This is a genomic window from Cupriavidus sp. H39 (genome assembly GCF_050271075.1).
In the GTDB taxonomy this organism is placed as follows: Bacteria; Pseudomonadota; Gammaproteobacteria; order Burkholderiales; family Burkholderiaceae; genus Cupriavidus; species Cupriavidus necator_B.
This window is the reverse complement of the sequence record NZ_CP189846.1, coordinates 1315212-1335981: the sequence shown is the minus strand read 5'-3', so window position 1 is coordinate 1335981 and position 20770 is coordinate 1315212. Positions and strand designations below refer to the sequence as shown.

18 protein-coding genes are annotated in these 20770 nt (G+C 68.2%); 13 read left to right on the top strand and 5 right to left on the bottom strand.

The window, feature by feature from the left end:
• Window positions 1-12: 12 nt before the first annotated feature.
• Window positions 13-921, bottom strand: a complete 909-nt coding sequence (locus tag ACOCMH_RS06490) for a LysR family transcriptional regulator (protein ID WP_427306075.1) — start codon at window positions 919-921, stop codon at window positions 13-15.
• A 159-nt stretch (window positions 922-1080) separates the two neighbouring features.
• Here ACOCMH_RS06490 and ACOCMH_RS06485 point away from each other — a divergent pair, with 159 nt between their 5' ends.
• Complete coding sequence (locus tag ACOCMH_RS06485) at window positions 1081-2262, top strand: M20 aminoacylase family protein (RefSeq protein ID WP_427306074.1); 1182 nt, start codon at window positions 1081-1083, stop codon at window positions 2260-2262.
• 24 nt (window positions 2263-2286) lie between these two features.
• Window positions 2287-3297, top strand: coding sequence for a tripartite tricarboxylate transporter substrate binding protein (locus ACOCMH_RS06480; protein ID WP_427306073.1), 1011 nt, complete (start codon window positions 2287-2289; stop codon window positions 3295-3297).
• 30 nt (window positions 3298-3327) lie between these two features.
• On the opposite strand, the gene ACOCMH_RS06475 is transcribed toward ACOCMH_RS06480, so the two are convergent.
• The gene (locus tag ACOCMH_RS06475; RefSeq protein ID WP_427306072.1) at window positions 3328-4809 is read right to left on the bottom strand and encodes a PQQ-dependent sugar dehydrogenase; all 1482 of its coding nucleotides are present in this window, start codon (window positions 4807-4809) and stop codon (window positions 3328-3330) included.
• A gap of 285 nt (window positions 4810-5094) precedes the next feature.
• Between ACOCMH_RS06475 and ACOCMH_RS06470 the strand changes: the two genes are divergently transcribed.
• The 8 genes from ACOCMH_RS06470 to ACOCMH_RS06435 are packed head-to-tail and all read left to right on the top strand — an operon-like array spanning window position 5095 to window position 14170.
• Window positions 5095-6531 (top strand): FAD-binding oxidoreductase, encoded by a 1437-nt coding sequence (locus ACOCMH_RS06470; RefSeq protein WP_427306071.1) that lies wholly within the window; start codon window positions 5095-5097, stop codon window positions 6529-6531.
• A gap of 19 nt (window positions 6532-6550) precedes the next feature.
• The gene (locus ACOCMH_RS06465; RefSeq protein WP_427306070.1) at window positions 6551-7636 is read left to right on the top strand and encodes an ABC transporter substrate-binding protein; all 1086 of its coding nucleotides are present in this window, start codon (window positions 6551-6553) and stop codon (window positions 7634-7636) included.
• A 37-nt stretch (window positions 7637-7673) separates the two neighbouring features.
• Window positions 7674-8765 (top strand): ABC transporter ATP-binding protein, encoded by a 1092-nt coding sequence (locus tag ACOCMH_RS06460; RefSeq protein WP_427306069.1) that lies wholly within the window; start codon window positions 7674-7676, stop codon window positions 8763-8765.
• A complete protein-coding gene (locus ACOCMH_RS06455; RefSeq protein WP_427306068.1) occupies window positions 8762-10531 on the top strand; it encodes an ABC transporter permease subunit in 1770 nt (589 codons plus the stop codon). Before ACOCMH_RS06460 ends, ACOCMH_RS06455 begins: the two co-directional genes overlap by 4 nt.
• A 13-nt stretch (window positions 10532-10544) precedes the next feature.
• Complete coding sequence (dapA, locus tag ACOCMH_RS06450) at window positions 10545-11459, top strand: 4-hydroxy-tetrahydrodipicolinate synthase (RefSeq protein WP_427306067.1); 915 nt, start codon at window positions 10545-10547, stop codon at window positions 11457-11459.
• 13 nt (window positions 11460-11472) lie between these two features.
• Window positions 11473-12630 (top strand): alpha-hydroxy acid oxidase, encoded by a 1158-nt coding sequence (locus tag ACOCMH_RS06445; RefSeq protein WP_427306066.1) that lies wholly within the window; start codon window positions 11473-11475, stop codon window positions 12628-12630.
• A gap of 37 nt (window positions 12631-12667) precedes the next feature.
• A complete protein-coding gene (locus tag ACOCMH_RS06440; RefSeq protein WP_427306065.1) occupies window positions 12668-13492 on the top strand; it encodes an IclR family transcriptional regulator in 825 nt (274 codons plus the stop codon).
• A 3-nt stretch (window positions 13493-13495) separates the two neighbouring features.
• Window positions 13496-14170, top strand: coding sequence for a uracil-DNA glycosylase family protein (locus tag ACOCMH_RS06435; protein WP_427306064.1), 675 nt, complete (start codon window positions 13496-13498; stop codon window positions 14168-14170).
• Between the two features lie 22 nt (window positions 14171-14192).
• Here the strand turns inward: ACOCMH_RS06435 and ACOCMH_RS06430 are convergent, their stop codons facing one another.
• Window positions 14193-15017 carry an IclR family transcriptional regulator gene (locus ACOCMH_RS06430; RefSeq protein ID WP_427306063.1) on the bottom strand — a complete coding sequence of 275 codons (825 nt, stop codon included), beginning with the start codon at window positions 15015-15017 and terminating at the stop codon, window positions 14193-14195.
• A gap of 130 nt (window positions 15018-15147) precedes the next feature.
• On the opposite strand from ACOCMH_RS06430, the gene ACOCMH_RS06425 reads away from it, so the two are divergent.
• The 3 genes from ACOCMH_RS06425 (at window position 15148) to ACOCMH_RS06415 (ending at window position 19064) form a co-directional block, all read left to right on the top strand.
• Complete coding sequence (locus ACOCMH_RS06425) at window positions 15148-16803, top strand: GMC family oxidoreductase (protein ID WP_427308324.1); 1656 nt, start codon at window positions 15148-15150, stop codon at window positions 16801-16803.
• A gap of 132 nt (window positions 16804-16935) precedes the next feature.
• Window positions 16936-18264 carry an MFS transporter gene (locus tag ACOCMH_RS06420; RefSeq protein ID WP_427308322.1) on the top strand — a complete coding sequence of 443 codons (1329 nt, stop codon included), beginning with the start codon at window positions 16936-16938 and terminating at the stop codon, window positions 18262-18264.
• Between the two features lie 77 nt (window positions 18265-18341).
• Entirely contained in the window at window positions 18342-19064 is a 723-nt protein-coding gene (locus ACOCMH_RS06415) for a GntR family transcriptional regulator (protein ID WP_306852367.1), read from the top strand.
• Between the two features lie 12 nt (window positions 19065-19076).
• Here the strand turns inward: ACOCMH_RS06415 and ACOCMH_RS06410 are convergent, their stop codons facing one another.
• On the bottom strand, window positions 19077-19811 hold the full coding sequence (locus ACOCMH_RS06410; protein ID WP_427308320.1) for a BON domain-containing protein: 735 nt from the start codon (window positions 19809-19811) through the stop codon (window positions 19077-19079).
• 152 nt (window positions 19812-19963) lie between these two features.
• Window positions 19964-20632 carry an alpha/beta hydrolase gene (locus ACOCMH_RS06405; RefSeq protein WP_427308319.1) on the bottom strand — a complete coding sequence of 223 codons (669 nt, stop codon included), beginning with the start codon at window positions 20630-20632 and terminating at the stop codon, window positions 19964-19966.
• Window positions 20633-20770: the final 138 nt, after the last annotated feature.

Sequence of the window (20770 nt, the reverse complement as noted above, 5' to 3'; positions counted from 1 at the left end):
GCCGGTGCGATTTCAGACCGCCGGAAACGCCTTGACCAGGTGCCGCAGCAGGCCGTCCGCGACCGGCGACAAATGCCGGCCGGCGCGCGTCAGGATATGGATGCGGCTGTTGTTCAGGATGGGATTGGCCATGGGCAGCGACACCAGCTGCCGCAGTTGCGGTTCCTTCAGCGGCACCGAGCGCGCCGTCAGGATATAGCCCAGCCCCATCGCCGCGTATTCCCACAGCACCTTGAAGGAGTTGGTCACCAGCACCGGCTTGAGCGTGATGTGCTCGTCCAGCTCCGCCGCCTGCACATGCTTGCGCACGCCGAACGAACCGGCCAGGAACGCGCCCTGGTGCTGCGCCAGGTCTGACAGCGTCAGCGCGCGGCGGCGCCGCGCCAGCGGATGATCCTTGTGCACGTGCGCGCGGATCGGCGACAGCCGCGAGTAGTGCGAGTGCAGCCGCGCATCGTCGGGCGGCTGGAACACGAAGCCGATATGGGCCAGGTCCTCCAGCAGCAGCCGCACGGTCTCGTCGGTGCCCGCCACCTGGATGCTGCAGGTGACGTCGGGGTGCTTGCGCAGGAAGCCCTGCAGCACGGGTTCCAGCACCAGGTCGACAAAGCCCTCGCCGAAGGACAGCTCGACGTGGCCGCGCTGCGCGTTCTTCAGGTTGTTCACCTCGGCCAGGAAGGTGTCGTTCAGGTCCTGCTGGCGCCGCGCAAACAACGCCAGCAGCCGTCCCGCGTCGGTGGCCACCACGCCGCGCCCGCGCCGCTCCAGCAGGGTCAGGCCGGTGTCCTGCTCCAGCTTGGCCACGGCACGGCTGACCACCGAGGGGTCCAGCTCCAGCACGTCGGCGGCGCCGCGCACCGAGCCCGTTTCGATGATCTGCAGCAGGCACAGTGCCCGCTTGCGGTCCAGCACGTCTTCCATGTCCCGGTCTCCTGCGGCGGCGGTTGAGCGGCGCTTGGCGGGAGCGTCGCACGTTCTTTTATCGTTGCATTTTATACAACGATTTACCGCTATCGTTGTCATGGTTTCGGCGCGCGCCTGCAGCGAGAATGCGGTGAACCACCACGTTCCCATGCTCCCATGACCCCCATGCTCCCCGCCGACCTGCAGCGATCCATCCAGACTCTCGCGCCGGAGTTCGTCGCGATCCGTCGCAGGATCCACGCGCATCCCGAACTGGCCTTTGAAGAGCGCCAGACCAGCGATCTGGTCGCCGAGCAACTGGCGGCATGGGGCTATGCGGTGCATCGCGGCCTGGGCACCACCGGCGTGGTGGGCACGCTGCGCAAGGGCCAAGGCGGCAAGGCGCTGGGCATCCGCGCCGACATGGATGCGCTGCCGATCCAGGAACAGACCGGCCTGGACTATGCCAGCACCATCGCGGGCAAGATGCATGCGTGCGGCCATGACGGGCACACCGCGATCCTGCTGTGCGCGGCGCGTTACCTGGCCGAGTCGGCCGACTTCAACGGCACGCTGAACCTGATCTTCCAGCCCGCCGAAGAGAACGAAGGCGGCGCACTGCGCATGCTGGAAGACGGCTTGTTCGAGCGCTTCCCTTGCGACGAGGTCTACGCCCTGCACAACTCGCCGGGGCTGCCGGTGGGACAGATCGGTGTCATCGCCGGCCCCGCGATGGCGTCGTTCGACCGCGCCACGGTCACGCTGCGCGGGCGTGGCGCGCACGGCGCCATGCCGCATCACGGCATCGACGTGATGCAGGGCGCGGCCAGCATGGTGCTGGGACTGCAATCCATCGTCAGCCGCGAGATCGACGCGCTCAAGTCGGCGGTCATCACCGTCGGCGCCCTGCAGGCCGGCACCACCTACAACGTGGTCCCCGACACGGCCACGATCAAGATCGGCGTGCGCACGCTCGACCCGCGCGTGCGCACCCTGGTGGAGGAGCGCATCCAGGCCTTCGTCGCCGCGCAGGCGCAAAGCTTCCGGCTGCAATCCGAGGTGGTCTACGAGCGCAAATACCCGGTGCTGGTCAACCACGCCGCGCAGACCGAGTTCGCGCGCCAGGCCGCGATCCGGCTGGTGGGCGCCGACAACGTGGTCGAGCGCCCGCCGGTGATGGGCAGCGAGGACTTCGCCTACCTGCTGGAGCAGCGGCCCGGTGCCTATATCCGGCTGGGCAACGGCCTGGGCGAAGACGGCGGCTGCATGGTGCACAACCCGCTGTACGACTTCAACGACAAGGCCCTGCCGGTCGGCGCCGCGTTGTGGGCGCACCTGGCACAAAGCTATCTGGTTTAAAACAAGAATCGAGGAGACATCGCCATGACTACACTGAACCGCCGCCGCTTCCTGCAGCACGCCGGCCTGGCCGCCGGCGCATCCGTACTGGCCGGCCTGCCGGCATTTGCGGCGGACGCCTTTCCCGCCAAGGCCCTGTCGCTGGTGGTGCCTTACCCGGCCGGCGGCGCCAGCGACGCGTCGGCGCGCATCTTCGGCGAATCGATCAGCAAGAGCGTGCGCCAGCAGGTGGTGGTGGAGAACTACGGCGGCGGCACCGGGCTGATCGGCGCCAACAAGGTGCTGGCGGCGCCCGCCGACGGCTACACCTTCTTCCATGGCTCCATCAACGAGGTCTTCCTGGCGCCGCTGCTGAACCCCGCGGCACGCTACAAGCCGCAGGACTTCCTGCTGGCCGCGCCGATCAGCGACGCCAACATCGTGCTGATGGTGCGCAACGGCATCGCCGCGGACAGTCTCGACAAGTTCATCGAGTTCGCGCGGCAGAGCAAGGGCAAGCCGCTGACCTATGCCACCGTCGGCATCGATTCGATCTACCACCTGATGGGCGATGCGCTGGCCGCGCGCGTCGGCGTGCCTTTCCTGCACGTGCCCTACAAGGGCGGCGCCCCGGCGTTGCAGGGCCTTGCCGGCGGCGAAGTCGACTTCGCCATCCTGCCCTACCAGTCCAGCTTCGACAGCATGCAGCAGCAGGGCCGGCTGAAGATACTGACCAGCTTCTCGCGCGCCTTGCCGCCCGCGCTCAAGTCGGTCCCGCTGATTTCGCAAAGCCGGCTGGTGCCGGATTTCGAATACACCATCGGCGGTGGCTATTTCGTCAGGCAGGGCACGCCGGCAGAGCGCGTGGCGGTGCTGCGCAAGGCGATCGGCGAAGCACTGGCCAAGCCGGAAATCCGCGCCAAACTGGAAGCCGAAGGCCGCACCGTGCTGCAGCCGATCGACAGCCAGGAACAGGCCAACAAGATGTTCGACCAGTACCTGGCGCGCGTGAACAAGCTGATCCAGGGCGTCGGCCGCAAGACCAACGCGGCCTGAAGCGCGGACAAATGCGGCGGCCCTGCGACGTCAGGGCGTGCCGCCCGAGGCATCGATCCGGTAGACCCGCCCGCTGCTCGCTGACGTGCCCGGATCGGCCAGCACATAGAGCGCCTGCGCGCTATCCACGCCGAACGAGAACACGCTGCCCGGCACCGTGACGTTCCAGTCGACCGGTTCGGTGGCGACACTGTCGCGATACATGAAGCTCTGCAGCTTGCCCGTGCAAAGATCGGTGTAGAAATAGCGGCCCTGCAGCGCCGGGCTGGCACTGCCCCGGTACACGTAGCCGCCGACGATGGCACAGCCGCCTGCCTCGTGGCCGTACTCGAATATGGGCATGGTCAGCCCGCTCTTGTCGCAAGTGGCGGCGCCCATGCACGCGGTGCCCTCGGTCCGGTTCCAGCCGTAGTTCAGGCCGGCGCTGGTGGACGGCGCGACGTCGACCTCCTCGCGCAGGTCCTGGCCGACATCGGCGATATACAACGACCCGGCATCGAACGAAAACCGCCACGGATTGCGCAACCCGAGCGCCCAGATCTCGCCGCGGCTGCCGGACTGGCCGATGAACGGGTTGCCGGCCGGCACGGCGTAGCCCGACGCGCCGCTGACATCGATGCGCAGCATCTTGCCGAGCAGCGTTGCCGGGTTCTGGGCGTTGCCCGCCGGATCGCCACCGCCGCCGCCGTCGCCCGTGCCGATATAGAGCATGCGGTCGGGACCGAACCCAAGCTGGCCGCCGTTATGGTTGGAGAAGGTCGGGTGCGGGATCGACAGCAGCACCGTGCCCGCGGCATCGGCGAGATCCGGGTTGGCTGCCGAGACGTGGTAGCGGGCGATGGTGATGGCGCCGCTGGTGTCCGTGTAATAGACGTAGAAGCGGCCGTTGGCCGCATAGTCGGGATCGAACGCCATCGACAGCAGCCCGCGCTCGCCGTCGGTCGTCGTCAGCGCCGCGATATCGAGGAAGGGCGTGGCGAGCAATGCGCCGTTGCGTACGATCCGGATGCGGCCGGCCCGTTCCACCACGAACAGCCGCGCATCGCCGGCGGGCGCGGTCAGGAAGATGGGCGCGGCGAACTCGCCTGCCACCTGCGTCAGCGACAACTGCACGGTTTCCGGCGAACCGTAGGCGACGTTCACCACCGCGCGGGCGCCCGCGGCCACCCCGACGCTCTGGGACGGCGGCTGCGGCTTGAGCAGAGAACTGCCCGTCAGCACGCTGGCGGCACTGACGGTATAGCTGCCTGGTGCCAGGTTGGACAGCGTGGTCGACTGGGTCACGGTCTGGCGGAACTGCCCGGGACCCAATACGGTGATGGCCGCCGAGGTACCGGCTGGCAGGCCCGAGATCGATAGCGTCAGCGAGCCGTTGCCGCCGGCGCTACCTCCGCCCGCTCCGTCGCCATCGCCTGCCCCCTCGCTGCCGCCTCCGCCCCCTCCGCAGGCTGCTAGGCCCACGCAACAGGCAACGATGAATCGGCAAAGCGAGTGGCGAAGGGCTTCCGGCATGGCGCGCTCCTGTGACGGCTGGGGCAGAGCCTGCCACGCAAGAACCGATCCACAGCCCTGTGCAACGGCCGTCGATGGTGCTGGCCGCAGGCCGCGCCACCGCTTGAAAAAAGTGCCGCTGCGCGCGGCATGGCCTTCCATTTGTACGTCGCTCCCTCGCCCCCCGCCCGATATGTCGAACGTGTGTATGTAATTGCATTGCGATTATGTATATGTGGATTTCACCTATGTTTATGCTCATGACAATCGAATAGTATTTCCTCACCGGCCCCGAGGACACAAGCCATGTCACTTGTTTTGCAGCTGAAAGACCTGTTGGGACAGGATGCGGTGCTGACCGCGCCCGCCGACGTTGCGGCCTACACCGAGGACTGGCGCGGCCGCTACGGCGGCCCGGCCCTGTGCGTGGTACTTCCTGCCACCACCGCGCAAGTGGCCGCCGTGGTACGGGCCGCCGCAGCGGCCGGCGTGCCGGTGCTGCCGCAGGGCGGCAATACCAGCCTGTGCGGCGGCGCCGTGCCGGCCGCCGAGGGCACGCCGCCGGTCGTGATCAGCCTGGCGCGCATGCGCCGCATCCGCGCCATCGATGCCGCCAACAACTCGATGGAAGTCGAGGCCGGCTGCGTGCTGGCCGCGATCCAGCAGGCCGCGGCGGAACAGGGGCGCCTCTACCCGGTCAGCCTGGGGGCCGAAGGCTCATGCCAGATCGGCGGCAACATCGCCACCAATGCCGGCGGCACCGGCGTGCTGCGCTATGGCAATACGCGGGACAACGTGCTCGGCCTTGAAGTGGTCCTTCCCGACGGCCAGGTCTGGAACGGCCTGTACCGCCTGCGCAAGAACAACACGGGCCTCGACCTCAAGCATCTTTTTATCGGCTCCGAAGGCACGCTGGGCGTGATCACCGCGGCCACGCTCAAGCTGCATCCGTTGCCTACCGCGCACGCCATGGCGTGGCTGGCGGCGCGCACGCCGCAGGCGGCGCTGGAGATGCTGGGTCGCTTCCAGCAGCGCTGCGGCGCCACGCTGTCCGCCTTTGAAATGCTCAACGCCGTGCAATTGCAGATCGTGCTCGATCACGTGCCCGGCCGCCGCGCGCCCTTGCCTGCCAGCCACCCGTGGCACGTGCTGGTGGAGCTGGCCGATACCGGCCGGCGCGACCTGCTCGACCAGGTGTTGCAGGAAGTGCTGGAGCAAGGCGTGGCCGAGGGCCTGGTCGACGATGCCGTGGTAGCCGCCAGCGGCGCGCAGCGCGAGGCCATGTGGCTGGTGCGGCATAGCGTCTCCGAAGGCAACAAGAAAGCGGGCCTGGGCCTGAACACCGATTGCGCGGTGCCGGTCTCGGCCGTGCCGCAATTCATCGAGCGCGCCACCGCCGCGGCCCATGCGGTGCTGCCGGATCTGCCGATCATCGTGGTTGCCCACCTGGGCGACGGCAACGTCCACTTCATCCCGCTGGTGCCTTTCGCGCAGTGGCAAGCACTGCCTGAGCGCGACGCGGTCGCCGCGCGCATCAAGCATGCCATCGATCAGGTGGCGTACGAGCTGGGCGGCACCTTCAGCGCCGAACACGGCATTGGCCAGGTGCTGACCGGTGAAATGGCGCAGTTCAAGCCGGCGGTCGAGATCGCCATGATGCGCGGCATCAAGCAGATGCTGGACCCCGCGGAACTGTTCAACCCTGGCCGGCTGCTGCCGGCCGCCCCGCCCTCACAACCTTGACGCAAACCAGGGAGCTTGCATGAACGACCACAGCCACATCAACGCTTCGCGCCGGCGCGCCCTCAAAGTCGCCGCCGTCGGCCTCGGCACACTGGCCGCGCCCGCCGTGCTGCAATACGCGCGCGCGCAGTCCAAGCGCATCGTGGTGCGCGACGACGGCGGCATCTACACCAAGGCGTACAGCGCGGTGTACTACAAGCCGTTCACCGAGAAGACCGGCATCGAGGTGGTGGGCGTGCAGGCCAACGCCGAGCCCGTGGCGCAGATCCGCAGCATGGTCGAGACCCGCAACTACACCTGGGACATGGCCAAGATCAGCCAGCCGGCCATCCTGCTGCTGACGCAGGGCGGCAAGGTCTACCTGGAGAAGCACGGCCTGGAAGGCGATGCCACCGTCAAGACCATTCCGGCGCATTTCATGTCGCCCTACGGCGTTGGCACCAACGTCTACAGCACGGTGCTGGCCTATCGCACCGAGGCCTTCAAGGGCCGCAAGGCACCCTCGTCGTGGGCCGACTTCTGGAACGTCAAGGACTTCCCCGGCCGCCGCGCCCTGCGCAAGCACCCGTTCGACACGCTCGAAGAGTCGCTGATGGCCGCCGGCACGCAGACCGCGTCGCTGTATCCGCTCAATGTCGACCGCGCCATCGCCAACCTGGAAAAGATCAAGGCCAACGTCGACGTGTGGTGGAACTCCGGCGCACAGGTCGAGCAGATGCTCAAGTCCGGCGAGGTCGACATGGTGGCGACGTGGGTGTCGCGCGCGCAGAGCGCTGCCGCCTCGGGCGCGCCGGTCGGCATTGTCTGGAACCAGAACCTGTGGGGGGTCGACAACTGGTCCATCCTGGCCGGCACGCCGAATGCGCAAGCCTGCCGCGAATTCATCAAGTTCGCCTCCGACCCGAAGCGCATGGCCTCGCTGGTGGAATATTTCCCGGCGGGCGTGACACAGCCCGATGCCTTCAAGTACATCAAGCCCGACGTCGCGAAGAACTGCCCGACCCACGCCGACAACCTCAAGTCGGGCGTGCAGATCGACGCCAGATACTGGCTCGATAACCAGGCCGCGGTGATGGAGAAATTCAACGGCTGGATCCTCAAGTGATCTGGATCCTGCAGCGGATACAAGACGCAACGACACGATGCCGAACTTCAAACTCAAGATTGCCGGGCTGACCAAGCGCTACGGAGATTTCGTCGCGTTGGCACCCACCGACCTTGAAGTGGCCGAAGGCGAGTTCCTCACTCTCCTAGGCCCTTCGGGCTCGGGCAAGACCACCCTGCTCAGCCTGATCGCAGGTCTGACCGTGCCGGACGGCGGCCAGCTGCTGATCAACGGCAAGGACGTGACCTATGGCGCCCCCTACGAGCGCGATATCGGCATGGTGTTCCAGAACTACGCGCTGTTCCCGCATATGACGATTGCGGAGAACATTGCCTTTCCGCTGAAGATGCGGCGCGTCGACGCGGCCACGGCAAAGCGCCAGGCGCTGGCAGCGCTGGACATGGTGCGCCTGCCGCAGGTCGCGGCGCGCTTCCCGAAGGAACTCTCGGGCGGCCAGCAGCAGCGCATCGCGCTGGCGCGCTGCCTGGTCTACAAGCCGTCGATCATCCTGATGGACGAGCCGCTGGGCGCCCTGGACAAGAAGCTGCGCGACCACATGCAGCTGGAAATCAAGCGCATCCACCGTGAGCTGGGCACGACCATCGTCTATGTCACCCACGACCAGGAAGAGGCGATGACGATGTCGGACCGCATCTGCCTGATGAACGGCGGCAAGATCGAGCAGCTGGGCACGCCGTCGGACCTGTACTTCCGCCCGCGCACGCTGTTCGTCGCCGACTTCCTGGGCGAATCGAACCTGTTCGAGGGCACGGTCACGCAAGTGCGCGGCGACCACGTCGAGGTCGCGCTGGCCCAGGGCGGCGGTCTCGCCCACGCGGTCGCCAATGCACCGGTGGCTGCCGGGGGCAAGGTGCGCGTCATGGTGCGGCCGCAGAACATTGCCATGGCCAATGGCACCACCGCCGCCAATGCCGTCAGCGGCAGGGTCCTGGACAGCATGATCACCGGCAGCCTGACCAAGCTGTACGTGGCGTCCGACGCCGCCGGCAAGACCCCGGTGGTGCTGTCCTACCCCACCTCGATGGACGCTTCGCGGCATGCGGTCGGGCAGCAGGTCACGCTCACCTGGCAGCGCAGCGACGCTGTCGCCGTCCCGGATTCCGTATGACCGCCCTCGCCCTTGCCCTGCAACGCCGCCCCTGGCTGCGGCCTGCCTTGCTGGCCGCGCCGCTGGTGCTGCTGTTCCTGGTGCTGCTGGTCTATCCGGTCGGGCAGCTCCTGCTGCTGAGCCTCTACAGCGACGGTGCCTTCACGCTGGCCAAGTACCGGCAGCTGTTCGCGTCGTCGGTGTACGTCGACGTGATGCTGATCACGCTGAAGATCTCGCTGTGGACCACGCTGCTTTCGGTGGTTGCCGGCTATCCGGTGGCCTACCTGATTTCGTCGCTGTCCAAGGACAGGAAGGCGAAATGGCTGTTCTGGGTGCTGCTGTCGTTCTGGACCAGCTTCCTGGTGCGGGCCTTCGCCTGGATCGTGATGCTGGGCCGCAACGGCGTGGTCAACCAGCTGCTGACCGCCGCGGGCATCCAGGACGCGCCTGCGAACCTGCTGTACAGCCTCGGGGCCGTGCTGGTGGCCATGGTGCACGCGCTGATGCCGCTGGCGGTGCTGACCATGCTGTCGGTGATGGAGAACATCGACCGCAACCTGCCGCGCGCGGCCCTGACGCTGGGGGCACGGCCCGGCACCGCGTTCTGGCGCGTCTACTTTCCGCTGTCGATGCCGGGCGTGGCGGCTGGCGCGATCATGGTGTTCGTGACCGCGGTCGGCTTCTTTATCGTGCCCGCGCTGCTGGGCGGACGAAAAGAAATCATGGTGGCCCAACTGATCATCGACCAGGTGCAGCAGACCATGAACTGGGGGTTCGCCGGCTCGATCTCGGTGTTGCTGCTGCTGGTGGTGCTGGCCGTCTTCGCGCTGTACGACAAGGTGCTCGGGCTCTCGTCGATGGCTGGCGGAGCGGAGCGCCGTACCCGCTCCGCCAGCGCGCACGAGGGCATGCTGTATCGCCTCGGCGACCATGTGCTCGGCGCGCTGGGCACCGTCAGCGACAAGCTGCTGGCCCTGGTGCCGCGCGGACGGCGCGAGCCGCAGCCGGGCGAGTCGCTGCCGCTACGCGCGATCGTGCTGATGGTGCTGCTGTTCCTGAGCGTGCCGGCGCTGCTGATGATCCCGCTGTCGTTCGCCGGGAACTCTGGCCTGAACTGGCCGCCGCGGGGCTTCACGCTGCAGCACTACCAGGACATGCTGGCTTCGCCGCTGTGGATGCAGGCCGGGCTGCGCTCGCTGCTGGTCGGCCTCGGCGCCGCGGTGCTGGCGCTGCTGGTCGGCACGCCGGTTGCCTTCCTGCTGGTGCGCTCGCAGATGCGGGGCAAGTCGCTGCTGCTGGCGTTCGTGCTGTCGCCGATCATCATCCCGCGCATGATCATCGCGGTGGGGATGTTCTACTTCTTCGCCCGGGTCGGGCTGGTCGGCACCTCGCTGGGCCTGATGATCGGCCACACGGTCATTGCCGTGCCCTACGTCGTCATGACCATGATGGCGGTGCTGCGCAACTACGACACGCGGCTCGACCTCGCGGCGCAAAGCCTGGGCGCGCGGCCGTGGCAGACGCTGCGCTACGTGACGCTGCCGATCCTGGCCGCGGGCCTGTTCTCGTCCTTCCTGTTCGCCTTCGCCACCTCGTTCGACGAGCTGACGATCGCCCTGTTTGCCTCTGGCGGACTGAGCGCCACCCTGCCCAAGCAGTTCTGGGACGAGGTGACGCTGCAGCTTTCACCGGTGATTGCCGCGGTGTCTACCTGCCTGTTCGTCTTCGTCACCATCCTGATCACGTGCGCGGAACGCCTGCGCCGCAAGAGCGCCGAGCGCTGAGATACCCTTACCCATGAACCACAAGCTTACCGCCGCCGACCTGCGCGGCATCTTCCCCGCCATCCCGACCCCGGTGACGGCGAACGACAAGATCGACCAGGACGCCACGCGCAAGCTGATGGCCTATCTGCTTGGCAACGGTATTTCAGGCGTGGTGCCGCTCGGCGGCACCGGCGAATACGGTGCCCTGTCGCGCCAGGAGCGGGTCCGCATGGCGGCCGTTTGCGTGGAAGCCGCGGCCGGCAAGGTCCCCGTGATTCCCGGCGTGCTCGACCCGGGCTTCCACGATGCCCTGGACGCAGGCAAGGCCCTTGCCCACGCCGGCGCCTCGGCCCTGATGGTGCTGACGCCCTATTACACGTCGCCGACCCAGCAAGGCATCCGCGACTATTTCCTGCGCTATGCCGATGCCGCGCCGGTGCCGGTCATGATCTACGAGATTCCCTACCGCACCCGGATCGCGATCGCGCCCGAGGTGCTGCACGAACTGTCGCGCCACGAGAACATCATCGGCATGAAGGCCTGCAACACCGACATGTACCACTTCCTCAAGGTGGTGGCGGGCGTCGACGACAGCTTCAGCGTGTTCAGCGGCGAGGACAGCCTGTTCCCGCTGCACATGGCGGCGGGCGCCAAGGGCGGCGTGGTCGTGACCGCCTCGGTGCTGCCGCGGACCTGGCGGGCCCTCTACGACCTCGGCGTGGCCGGCAAGGCCGCTGAAGCGGTACGCCTGCACCGTGAGCTGATTCCGTTGCTGGATCTGGCCTTCTCCGAGACCAACCCGGGCCCGCTGAAATCCGTGCTCGACCTGGTGGGCGTGACCGCGCCGAAGGTGCTGGCACCGCTGCTGGCACCCGCGCCCGCGCTGCAGGCGCAGCTGCGCGCCGAACTCGCGCAGCGGCTGCAGGCCGAGGCCACCTTCGCCTGAGGCGCGGACGCCCATGCTGCCGGCCATCAAGGACTATCGGGAACTGGCGCGGCGCCGGCTGTCGCGCTTTGCCTTCGACTACCTGGAAGGCGGCGCCGAGGACGGGCGAACGCTGGCGCGCAACCTGGCCGCCTACCAGGCCCTGCTGTTCCGCCCGCGCGTGCTGCGCGACGTCACCGGGACCGATCCCGGCATGGAGGTCTTCGGCCGCAAGTACACCCTGCCGTTGCTGGTGGGGCCGACCGGACTGAACGGACTGTACTGGCCGAAGGCAGAAGAAGCGCTGGCGCGCGCCGCGCATGCCGCCGGCCTGCCCTTCGTGATGTCGACCGCATCGACCTCGCTGATCGAAGACGTGCGCGCCGCCAGCGACGGCGACCTGTGGCTGCAGCTCTATGTGCAGCGCGACCGCGCCATCGCCGAGAGCATGATGGCGCGCGCACGCGCCGCCGGCTTCAGCGCCCTGGTGCTGACCGTCGACACCATGGTGCACGGCAAGCGCGACCATGACATCCGCAACGGCTTTCGCATGCCGGTGCCGTGGACGCCGCGGCTGCTGGCCGACCTCGCGGCCCACCCGCGCTGGTGCCTGCGCATGCTGCGCCAGGGCGGCTCGCCGCAGCTGGTCAACCTGGCCCGCAGCAGCGGGCTGGCGACAGACCTGAAGACGCAGGCGGCGGGCCTGAGCCGGCAGATGGACATGTCGCTATGCTGGGACGACATCGCGTGGGTCCGCAGGCACTGGGACGGGCCCGTCATCATCAAGGGTATCCTTACGCCCGCCGACGCGGAAATCGCCGCGCGCCAGGGGCTGGACGGCATCGTGGTCAGCAACCACGGCGGCCGCCAGCTGGAAGGCGCACCCAGCGCGATCGAAATGCTGCCGGCCATCGTGGCGGCGGCAGGCAAGATGGAGGTGTTCGTCGATGGCGGCGTGCGGCGTGGCGCCGACATCGCCAAGGCGCTGGCGCTGGGCGCGCGCGGCGTGCTGGCGGGACGCGCGCCGCTGTATGGGCTGGCCGCGCGCGGTCCGCGCGGCGTGGCCGAAGTCCTGGCGATCCTGCATGCGGAATTCGAAACCACGCTGCGGCTGCTGGGCATACCGCAAGCCGCGCAGCTGGACCCGGCCGCGCTTGCGGACGACCATGCGGCGCGGCTGGCGGCGCTGTGAATCATCAAGACAATAGCAAGGACGAGCAGGAGGTTTTGTGGATGCAACGCATGAAGGCAACGGCTTGCGCGCCCGGCGCGAACGTTCGTCCCTGTTCGTCGGGTCGGTGGAGAAGGCGTTCCAGGTGCTGGAAGCCTTCCACGGCCCGGACCGCCGCCTGATGTCGATGGCGGAGATCGCGCGGGCGGCCGATCTCGACCGCAGCGCGACGCAGCGGCTGGTGCACACGCTGGAGCAGCTCGGCTATATCCGGCGCGTGCCCGATTCGGCGATGTACGGGCTGGCCTCCAAGGTGCTGGGCCTGTCGTACAACTACCTGCGCTCCAACGACCTGGTCGAGCGCGCGTCACCGTACCTGCTTGATATCAGCCGCACGCTGGGGGAAACCGCCAACCTGCAGGAACTGGACGGGCACGAGATCGTGTTCCTGGCGCGTTTCCCCGGCCAGCACCTGATCAATGTCGACTTCGGGGTGGGCTTCCGGCTGCCGGCGGTGTACACGGCGTCCGGGATAGCAATCCTGTCCAAGCTGACCGAGGCGCAGCGCTGGGACGTGGTGCGGGCCACCGCACTGACGCCCATCACGCCCTTCACCGAGACGCAGCCGGACAACCTGATGGCGGCGATGCGCGAGGCCGGCGAGCGCGGCTATGCCGTGGTGATGAACCAGACCGTGGTCGGCGACATCTCCGTCGCGGCAGCGATCACCGATCATCGCGGCCTGCCGGTTGGGGCCATCAACATCTCCGTCCCTTCCACGCGCTGGACGCTCGAAACCGCGCAGGCCAGGCTGGCCCCGCATGTGCAGGTGGCGGCCATGTCGATCTCGCAGGCGAAGCGGATGAGTTTCCAGACGGCATGAGCGATGCCAGCAGCCAAGCCAGCGCCTGAGGGCCCATACGCCGCGCTTGACGCACTGCTCACCGAAGTGCGAGCTTGCCGCGCGTGTGCGCAGCACCTGCCCCTGGGCCCGCGCCCGATCGTCCGCGTCGGCCCCGGCGCACGCATCCTGGTCGTCGGCCAAGCGCCGGGAACCCGCGTGCACGCAACCGGCATTCCATGGAACGATGCCAGCGGCGACCGGCTGCGGCAATGGCTCGGGGTCGACGACGCCACGTTCTGCGATGCCTCGCAGTTCGCCATCATCCCGATGGGGTTCTGCTATCCCGGCCGCGGCAACAGCGGCGACAACCCGCCGCGCCCCGAATGCGCGCCACTGTGGCTGGACCGGCTGCTGGCGCAACTGCCGTCGATCGAACTGACCTTGCTGGTCGGCCAGTATGCGCAGCGCCATTTCCTGGGGGCGCGCCGCAAGCCGACGCTGACCGAGACCGTCAGGGCATGGCAGGACTACGCACCCGATTTCGTGCCGCTGCCCCACCCGTCGCCGCGCAACCAGCCGTGGTTCAAGCAGCATCCGTGGTTTGAGAGCGAGGTATTGCCGATGTTGCGCGAGCGGGTGGCGCGCATTCTGCGGCAGGGACGCGCATCCGGCAAATCCCGAGCGCCGGCGCTCCGGGCCAAGGCGCGCCCCGGCTGAGCCGGCGTCGCCGCGGCCCGCCTCAGTGCGCGCACAGCACCGCCGCCATCTCCTTGGCCGCGCCGTGCAGCGTTGGCACCGCCGCCAGCAACGCTTCCAGCGAGGCCCGCGCCGTCGGCGCATGGCACGCGATCGCGGCCACCACCCGGCCCGGCCCCGCGCCATCGGGTTCGCGCACCGGCACCGCCACCGCGCACATGCCGCGCACGAACTCCTCATGATCCACGCCGATGCCGCGCGCGGCCAGCCGGTCCAGTTCGGCGTTGAGCCCGGGCATATCGGACAGCGTGCGCGGCGTGTGCGGGGCGAGCTCCAGGCGCCTGAGGATCTGCTGGCGTTCGAGCCGGTTCATCGCTGACAGGAACAGCTTGCCGCTGGCGGTGCAATGCAGCGGCACATGGATGCCGGGCGACAGCTGCAGCCGCAGCGGCTCGTGCGTTTCCACGCGCTCGACGTAGAGCACGCGGTCGCCGTCGAGCGCGGTGAGGTTGCAGGTCTCGCCCAGCCGCGCCACCAGCCGGGCCAGGATGCCGCGGCATTCGCGCAGCAGCGGCGGGCTGCGCAGCGTCTGCAGCGACAGCGCCGCCGCGGCGGGCCCGGGCACGTAGCCGCGCTCGGCCGGCATCCGCACCACGAAGCCGCTGCGCTCCAGCGCCGCCAGCAGGCGCATCAGCGTCGCCTTGGGCACATGCAGACGCTGCGCCAGCTGGGACAGCGTTTGCGGCTGCTGCGCCCGGGCCAGGCTGGACAGCACCGCCAGCACGCGCAGGCTGCGTGCGTCGTCCTCCACCGCACCATCCTCTGCTGCAGTGCGATTCTGAAACGGGATTGACACGTTCTGTTTCACAACCGGCGTCTCCTCGCGATTGGGCTTTCCATTCCGGTTTTGAGAAATAAAATCCGGAACAGAACGTTTCAAATTATAGGTCCAAGCCGGCTAGCTGCGCGGCTACCGGCCAAAAAAGGAGACAGCGACGATGTCGCAAACCGTTGACTACATCGTGGTAGGCGCCGGCTCGGCCGGGTGCGTGCTGGCCAACCGGCTCAGCGAAGACGGCCGCTATTCGGTCTGCCTGCTCGAGGCCGGCCCGCCCGACCGCTACCCGTGGATCCATATCCCGATCGGCTATGGCAAGACCATGTTCCACAAGCAGGTGAACTGGGGCTTCTATACCGACCCCGATCCCAACATGCTGAACCGCCGCATCTACTGGCCGCGCGGGCGCACGCTGGGCGGCAGCAGCGCCATCAACGGCCTGATCTACGTGCGCGGCCAGCGCGAGGACTACGACCACTGGGCGGCACTGGGCAATCCGGGCTGGGGGTGGGACGACTGCCTGCCCTACTTCCGCAAGCTCGAGAACAACGACCTCGGCGCCGGCCCAACGCGCGGCACCGATGGCCCGCTCAATGCCACCTCGATCGACCGGCGCCATCCGCTGGTCGATGCCTTCATCGCCGCCGGCGAGGCGCTGGGCCTGCCGCGCCAGACCGACTTCAATGGCGGCGACCAGGAGGGCGTGGGCTACTACCAGCTGACCACGCGCAACGGCTGGCGCTGCTCCACCGCGGTGGCCTACCTGCGGCCGGCGCGCGGGCGCGCCAACCTGCGCGTGGAAACCGAGGCGCATACCACCGGCATCCTGTTCGAAGGCAAGCGCGCGGTGGGCGTGCGCTACATCCAGCATGGCCAGCCCTATATCCTGCGGGCGCGGCGCGAAGTCATCCTCTGTGCCGGCGCGCTGCAATCGCCGCAGTTGCTGCAGCTGTCGGGCATCGGCCCGGCGCCGTTGCTGCAAGACCTCGACATACCGGTGGTGCATGCGCTGCCAGGCGTTGGCGAAAACCTCCAGGACCACCTGCAGGTCCGGCTGATCTACGAGGTGGCCCGGCCCATCACCACCAACGACCAGCTGCGCACGTTGACCGGCAAGGCGCGCATGGGCCTGGAATGGCTGCTGATGCGCAAGGGCCCGCTGGCCATCGGCATCAACCAGGGCGCGATGTTCTGCCGCGCCTTGCCGCACGAAAGCGCCACGCCCGACACGCAGTTCCATTTCTCGACGCTGTCCGCCGACATGGCCGGCGGCATGGTGCATCCGTTCTCGGGCTGCACCTATTCCGTATGCCAGCTGCGTCCGGAGTCGCGCGGCAGCGTGCGGATCCGTTCGACCGACCCGTTCGAGGCGCCGTCGATGCAGCCCAACTACCTGTCGGCCGAACTGGACCGGCGCTGCACCATCGCCGCGGTGCGCTATGCGCGGCGCGTGGCGCAGACCGAACCGATGCGCGGCCTGATGAAGCGAGAGTTCCGGCCGGGCGACGACGTGCGCAGCGACGACGAGATCCTGCACTTCTGCCGCGAGTACGGCGCCACCATCTTCCATCCGTCGGGGACGGCAAAAATGGGCCCGGCCGCCGATCCGCTGGCGGTGGTCGATGCGCGCCTGCGCGTGCACGGCATCGGCGGGCTGCGCGTGGTGGACTGCTCGGTGATGCCCACGCTGGTATCGGGCAACACCAACGTGCCGGTGGTGATGATGGCCGAGCGCGCGGCGGACCTGATCCGCGCAGACGCGCGGCGCGAGATCCACCACGCCGACCTCGCGGCGCCGATGGCGACCGCCGCCTGAGCCACCCCGCCAGGTTCCGCTTGCAAAGCGCCGAGGCCAGGCGCCGATAACAACCAGGCCAGACCCTGCAGTGCATCCGGCGTCCATAACCATCCTTTCAAAGGACGCCGCCCATCACCCGAGGAGACAAGCATGACAAGCCCCAACGAACGAGCGATCCGCAAGGTCGCGCTGGCGTCCGTGATCGGCGCCACCATCGAGTGGTATGACTTCTTCCTGTACGGCGTGGTCGCCGGCCTGGTCTTCAACAAGCTGTATTTCCCCGGCAACGACCCGCTGGTGGCCACCATGCTGGCCTACACCACCTTTGCGGTGGGCTTTGTCACGCGCCCGCTCGGCGGCGTGATCTTCGGGCACTTCGGCGACAAGGTCGGCCGCAAGAGCATGCTGGTGATCACGCTGATGATCATGGGCGTGTCCACCTTCCTGATCGGGCTGGTGCCGACCTATGACAGCATCGGCATCCTGGCGCCGGTGCTGTTGCTGCTGCTGCGCGTACTGCAGGGCATCGGGCTGGGCGGCGAATGGGGCGGCGCGGTGCTGATGGCGTACGAGTACGCGCCGCCGGACAAGAAGGGCTTTTATGCGTCGCTGCCGCAGATCGGGCTGGCGATCGGGCTGTGCCTGGCCTCGGGCGTGGTGGCGCTGCTGTCGCTGACACTGTCGGATGCGCAGTTCCTGTCCTGGGGCTGGCGGGTGGCGTTCCTGATCTCGGCGGGGATGGTGTTCGTCGGCATGTATATCCGGCTCAACGTCAAGGAAACACCGGAATTCGCCGTGATCAAGCAGCGCAATGCGGAAACGCAGATCCCCTTTGTCGACATGATGCGGCGCTACCCCGGCAATATCCTGAAGGGCATGGGCGCGCGCTATATCGACGGCGTCTTCTTCAACATCTTCGGCGTGTTCTCGATCACCTACCTGACCCAGACCGTGCAGATCAGCCGCACCCAGGCGCTGCTCGGGGTGATGGCGGCGGCGATCGCGATGTGCTTCTTCATCCCGTTCTTCGGCCACCTGTCCGACCGTATCGGCCGCACCCGGGTGTATTTCTGGGGTTCGCTGATCACCGCGCTGTCCGCCTTCCCCGCGTTCTGGCTGATGCTGAACAGCGGCGGCAATACCATGCTGCTGTGGCTGTCGATCGTGGTGCCGTTCGGCATCCTCTACGCCGCGGTCTACGGGCCGGAGGCGGCGCTGTTCTGCGAACTGTTCGATGCCAGGGTGCGCTACACCGGGATCTCGTTCGTCTACCAGTTCTCGGGCATCTTCGCGTCGGGCATCACGCCCATCATCGCCACGGCGCTGCTCAAGTCCGGTGGCGGCCAACCCTGGCAGATCTGCGCCTACGTGGCCTTCGCGGGACTGGTGTCGGCGCTGTCGGTGGCGCTGATCGGGCGGCGCGCGGACCCCGAGGCGCGGCGCGAAAGCGGCGTGCCGCTGCGCGGGCCGGCGCGCTGAATCCGCGGCTTGCCGCCAGCGTTGCGGCAAGCCGGCAATGTCTTAGAATGGCACCACGCTAATGACAGGGACATTGCATGCAACCTACGGAGGGCTCCGGCGCCGCGGCCGCCCCGCTCCTGCCCAAGGTGGTGCGCCAGCGGCTGCACGACACCGTGGTCGACCACCTGCGCAACTTCATCGTCGAAGGGGTGCTGGCGCCCGGCATGAAGCTGAACGAGCGCGAACTGTGCGAAACGCTGGGGATCTCGCGCACGCCGCTGCGCGAGGCGCTCAAGGTGCTGGCCGCCGAGGGGCTGATCGAGATCTCGCCCAACCGCGGCGCCAGCGTCTCGCGCATGAGCGAGGCCGAGGCATGGGAGGCGTTCGAGCTGATGAGCGGCCTCGAGGCCTTTGCCGGCGAGCTGGCATGCGAACGCATCACCGCGCCGGAACTGGCCGAGATCAAGGCGCTGCATTACGCCATGCTGGCCTGCCACGCGCGCAATGACCTGCCCGGCTACTACAGCCGCAACCAGGAAATCCACGACCGCATCGCCGCGGCGGCGCGCAACCAGACCCTGCTGCAGACCTACCTGACGCTGAACCGGCGGCTCAAGGCGATGCGCTTCCGCTCCAACCACCAGACCGACAAGTGGGACCGCGCCGTGCACGACCACGAAGAGATGGTCCGTGCGCTGGAAGCCCGCGACGGCAAGCGCCTGGCGTCGATCCTGCGCCAGCACCTGCTGGAGAAGCGCGCCGCCGTGATGCAGATCCACCCGGATCCGGCCAGCGCGCCTGCCGTGCCCAACGCCTGATTGCGCGCGCCGTCAGCGCCGCGTGGCCAGGATGCGGTAGCCGCGGGCACAGTGCTCCTGCGCGGCGGCACGGGCTTCATCCGGATCGTCGAACAAACCGGCCTGCATGATCCCCGGCACCAGCACGGCCTCGCCGGCTTCCGCGCCCAGGAAGCGCCCGTCGCGCGACTGGACGATATACAGCACGTCCGAAGCAACCTCGCCCACCGGCTGGCGCCGTCCGGCGGACTGGCCCAGGCGTCGCTGGCCTGGTGCCCCGCCAGCGCCGGCACCCGCCGGCCGCTGTGCTTCCCCCGCACCGCCCGCGCTGCGCGCCACTTGCAGGTTGTTGCGCACCTCATTGACCCCCAGCACGTCTTCGGCCAGCTCTTCAATGCGGTACTTGATGCCGCGGTCGGCCACGGTGCCGGTCAGCGTGACAATGCCCGAGCCGACATCGACGGTCACGTCCGAGACGTCATCGTCGGCTTGCGCCAGCCGTTCGCACAGGTCGTCGCGAATGCGCGCGTCGGTGCGCTGGTAGTTCTTGGGCAGCCGGCGCGATCCGGTCCGCGCCGGGGCGCCCGGGCGGTACCGGTCTTCCGGGCCCTCGCCGCCTTCCGTGCCATAGCGCGCCTGCCCGTAGCCAAACGCCGAGCCGCCCGGATTGCCGCTGCGCCAGTGGTGTGCCTGGCGGGTATCGCCGGGCTCGCCGTAGCCCCGGTTGCGCCACGTTTCCCTGATTTCCGACGGTGGATAGTCTTTCATGGATTGCCTCCGATCTGAACGCGTGTGCGCGGTGTCTGGTATCGGTAGCATCATCCATGCCTCGCCGCGGGTCAGCGCGGAGCGCAGCGGATTGCGACGGGCCGACAGCGCGCCCGGCGCGGACCGCGCAACGGCGGCAAAGATCGAAGTTTTTACACGGTGGCTCCATGCGCGGGCCGGTCGAGATAGCCGCCCACGATGCGCACCAGCAGCGGCAGCTTGCCGGTGAAGAAGTGATCCGCGCCCGGCACTACCACCACCGGCAGCGCCTGCGGACGCGCCCAGTCGAACAAGGCGGCCAGTTCCGCGCGCTCGTCGTGCTCGCCATGCACCACCAGGCAATCGGCCGGCACGGCCGGGGTGTCATAGCTGCGATGGCCTTTCACCAGGCCGTAAGGGGTGCCGGCCAGCACCAGGTGGCGGATGGGCACGGACTGCGCCGCCAGCGCCGCGGCCACATGGGCCATGACGAAGGCGCCGAAGGAAAAGCCCGCCAGCGCCAGCGGCAGGCCGGGATGCGCCGCGCGCAGATGCGCGACGACCGCCAGCATGTCCCGCGCCTCGCCCTGGCCCTGGTCATGGGCGCCACCGGAACCCGCGACGCCACGAAAATTCGGCCGCACGGTCAGGTAACCGCGCGCCACCAGCGCCTTGGCCAGCTGGTGCGGCACCTTGTGCGTGGCCGAGCCGCCCAGCAATGGATGAGGATGCCCCACCACGGCAATGCCGCGCGGATCGCCCGCGGGCCGGTCGACCAGCAGTTCAATCGGCCCGGCCTCGCCGTCGAGCGTTGTCTTTTCGGTGCCTGACGCAACCGCCATGCGTGCTCCTGGGAAGTTTGAGGGTGACAGATGATGACAATGGGCCGCGCGCGGCCTGAAGTGCGTGATGTTACTGCGATGGCGGCAAGCCTGTCGGCGGTGGCGGCCGTACCAGGCCGGCACACCCACGGATGCGTA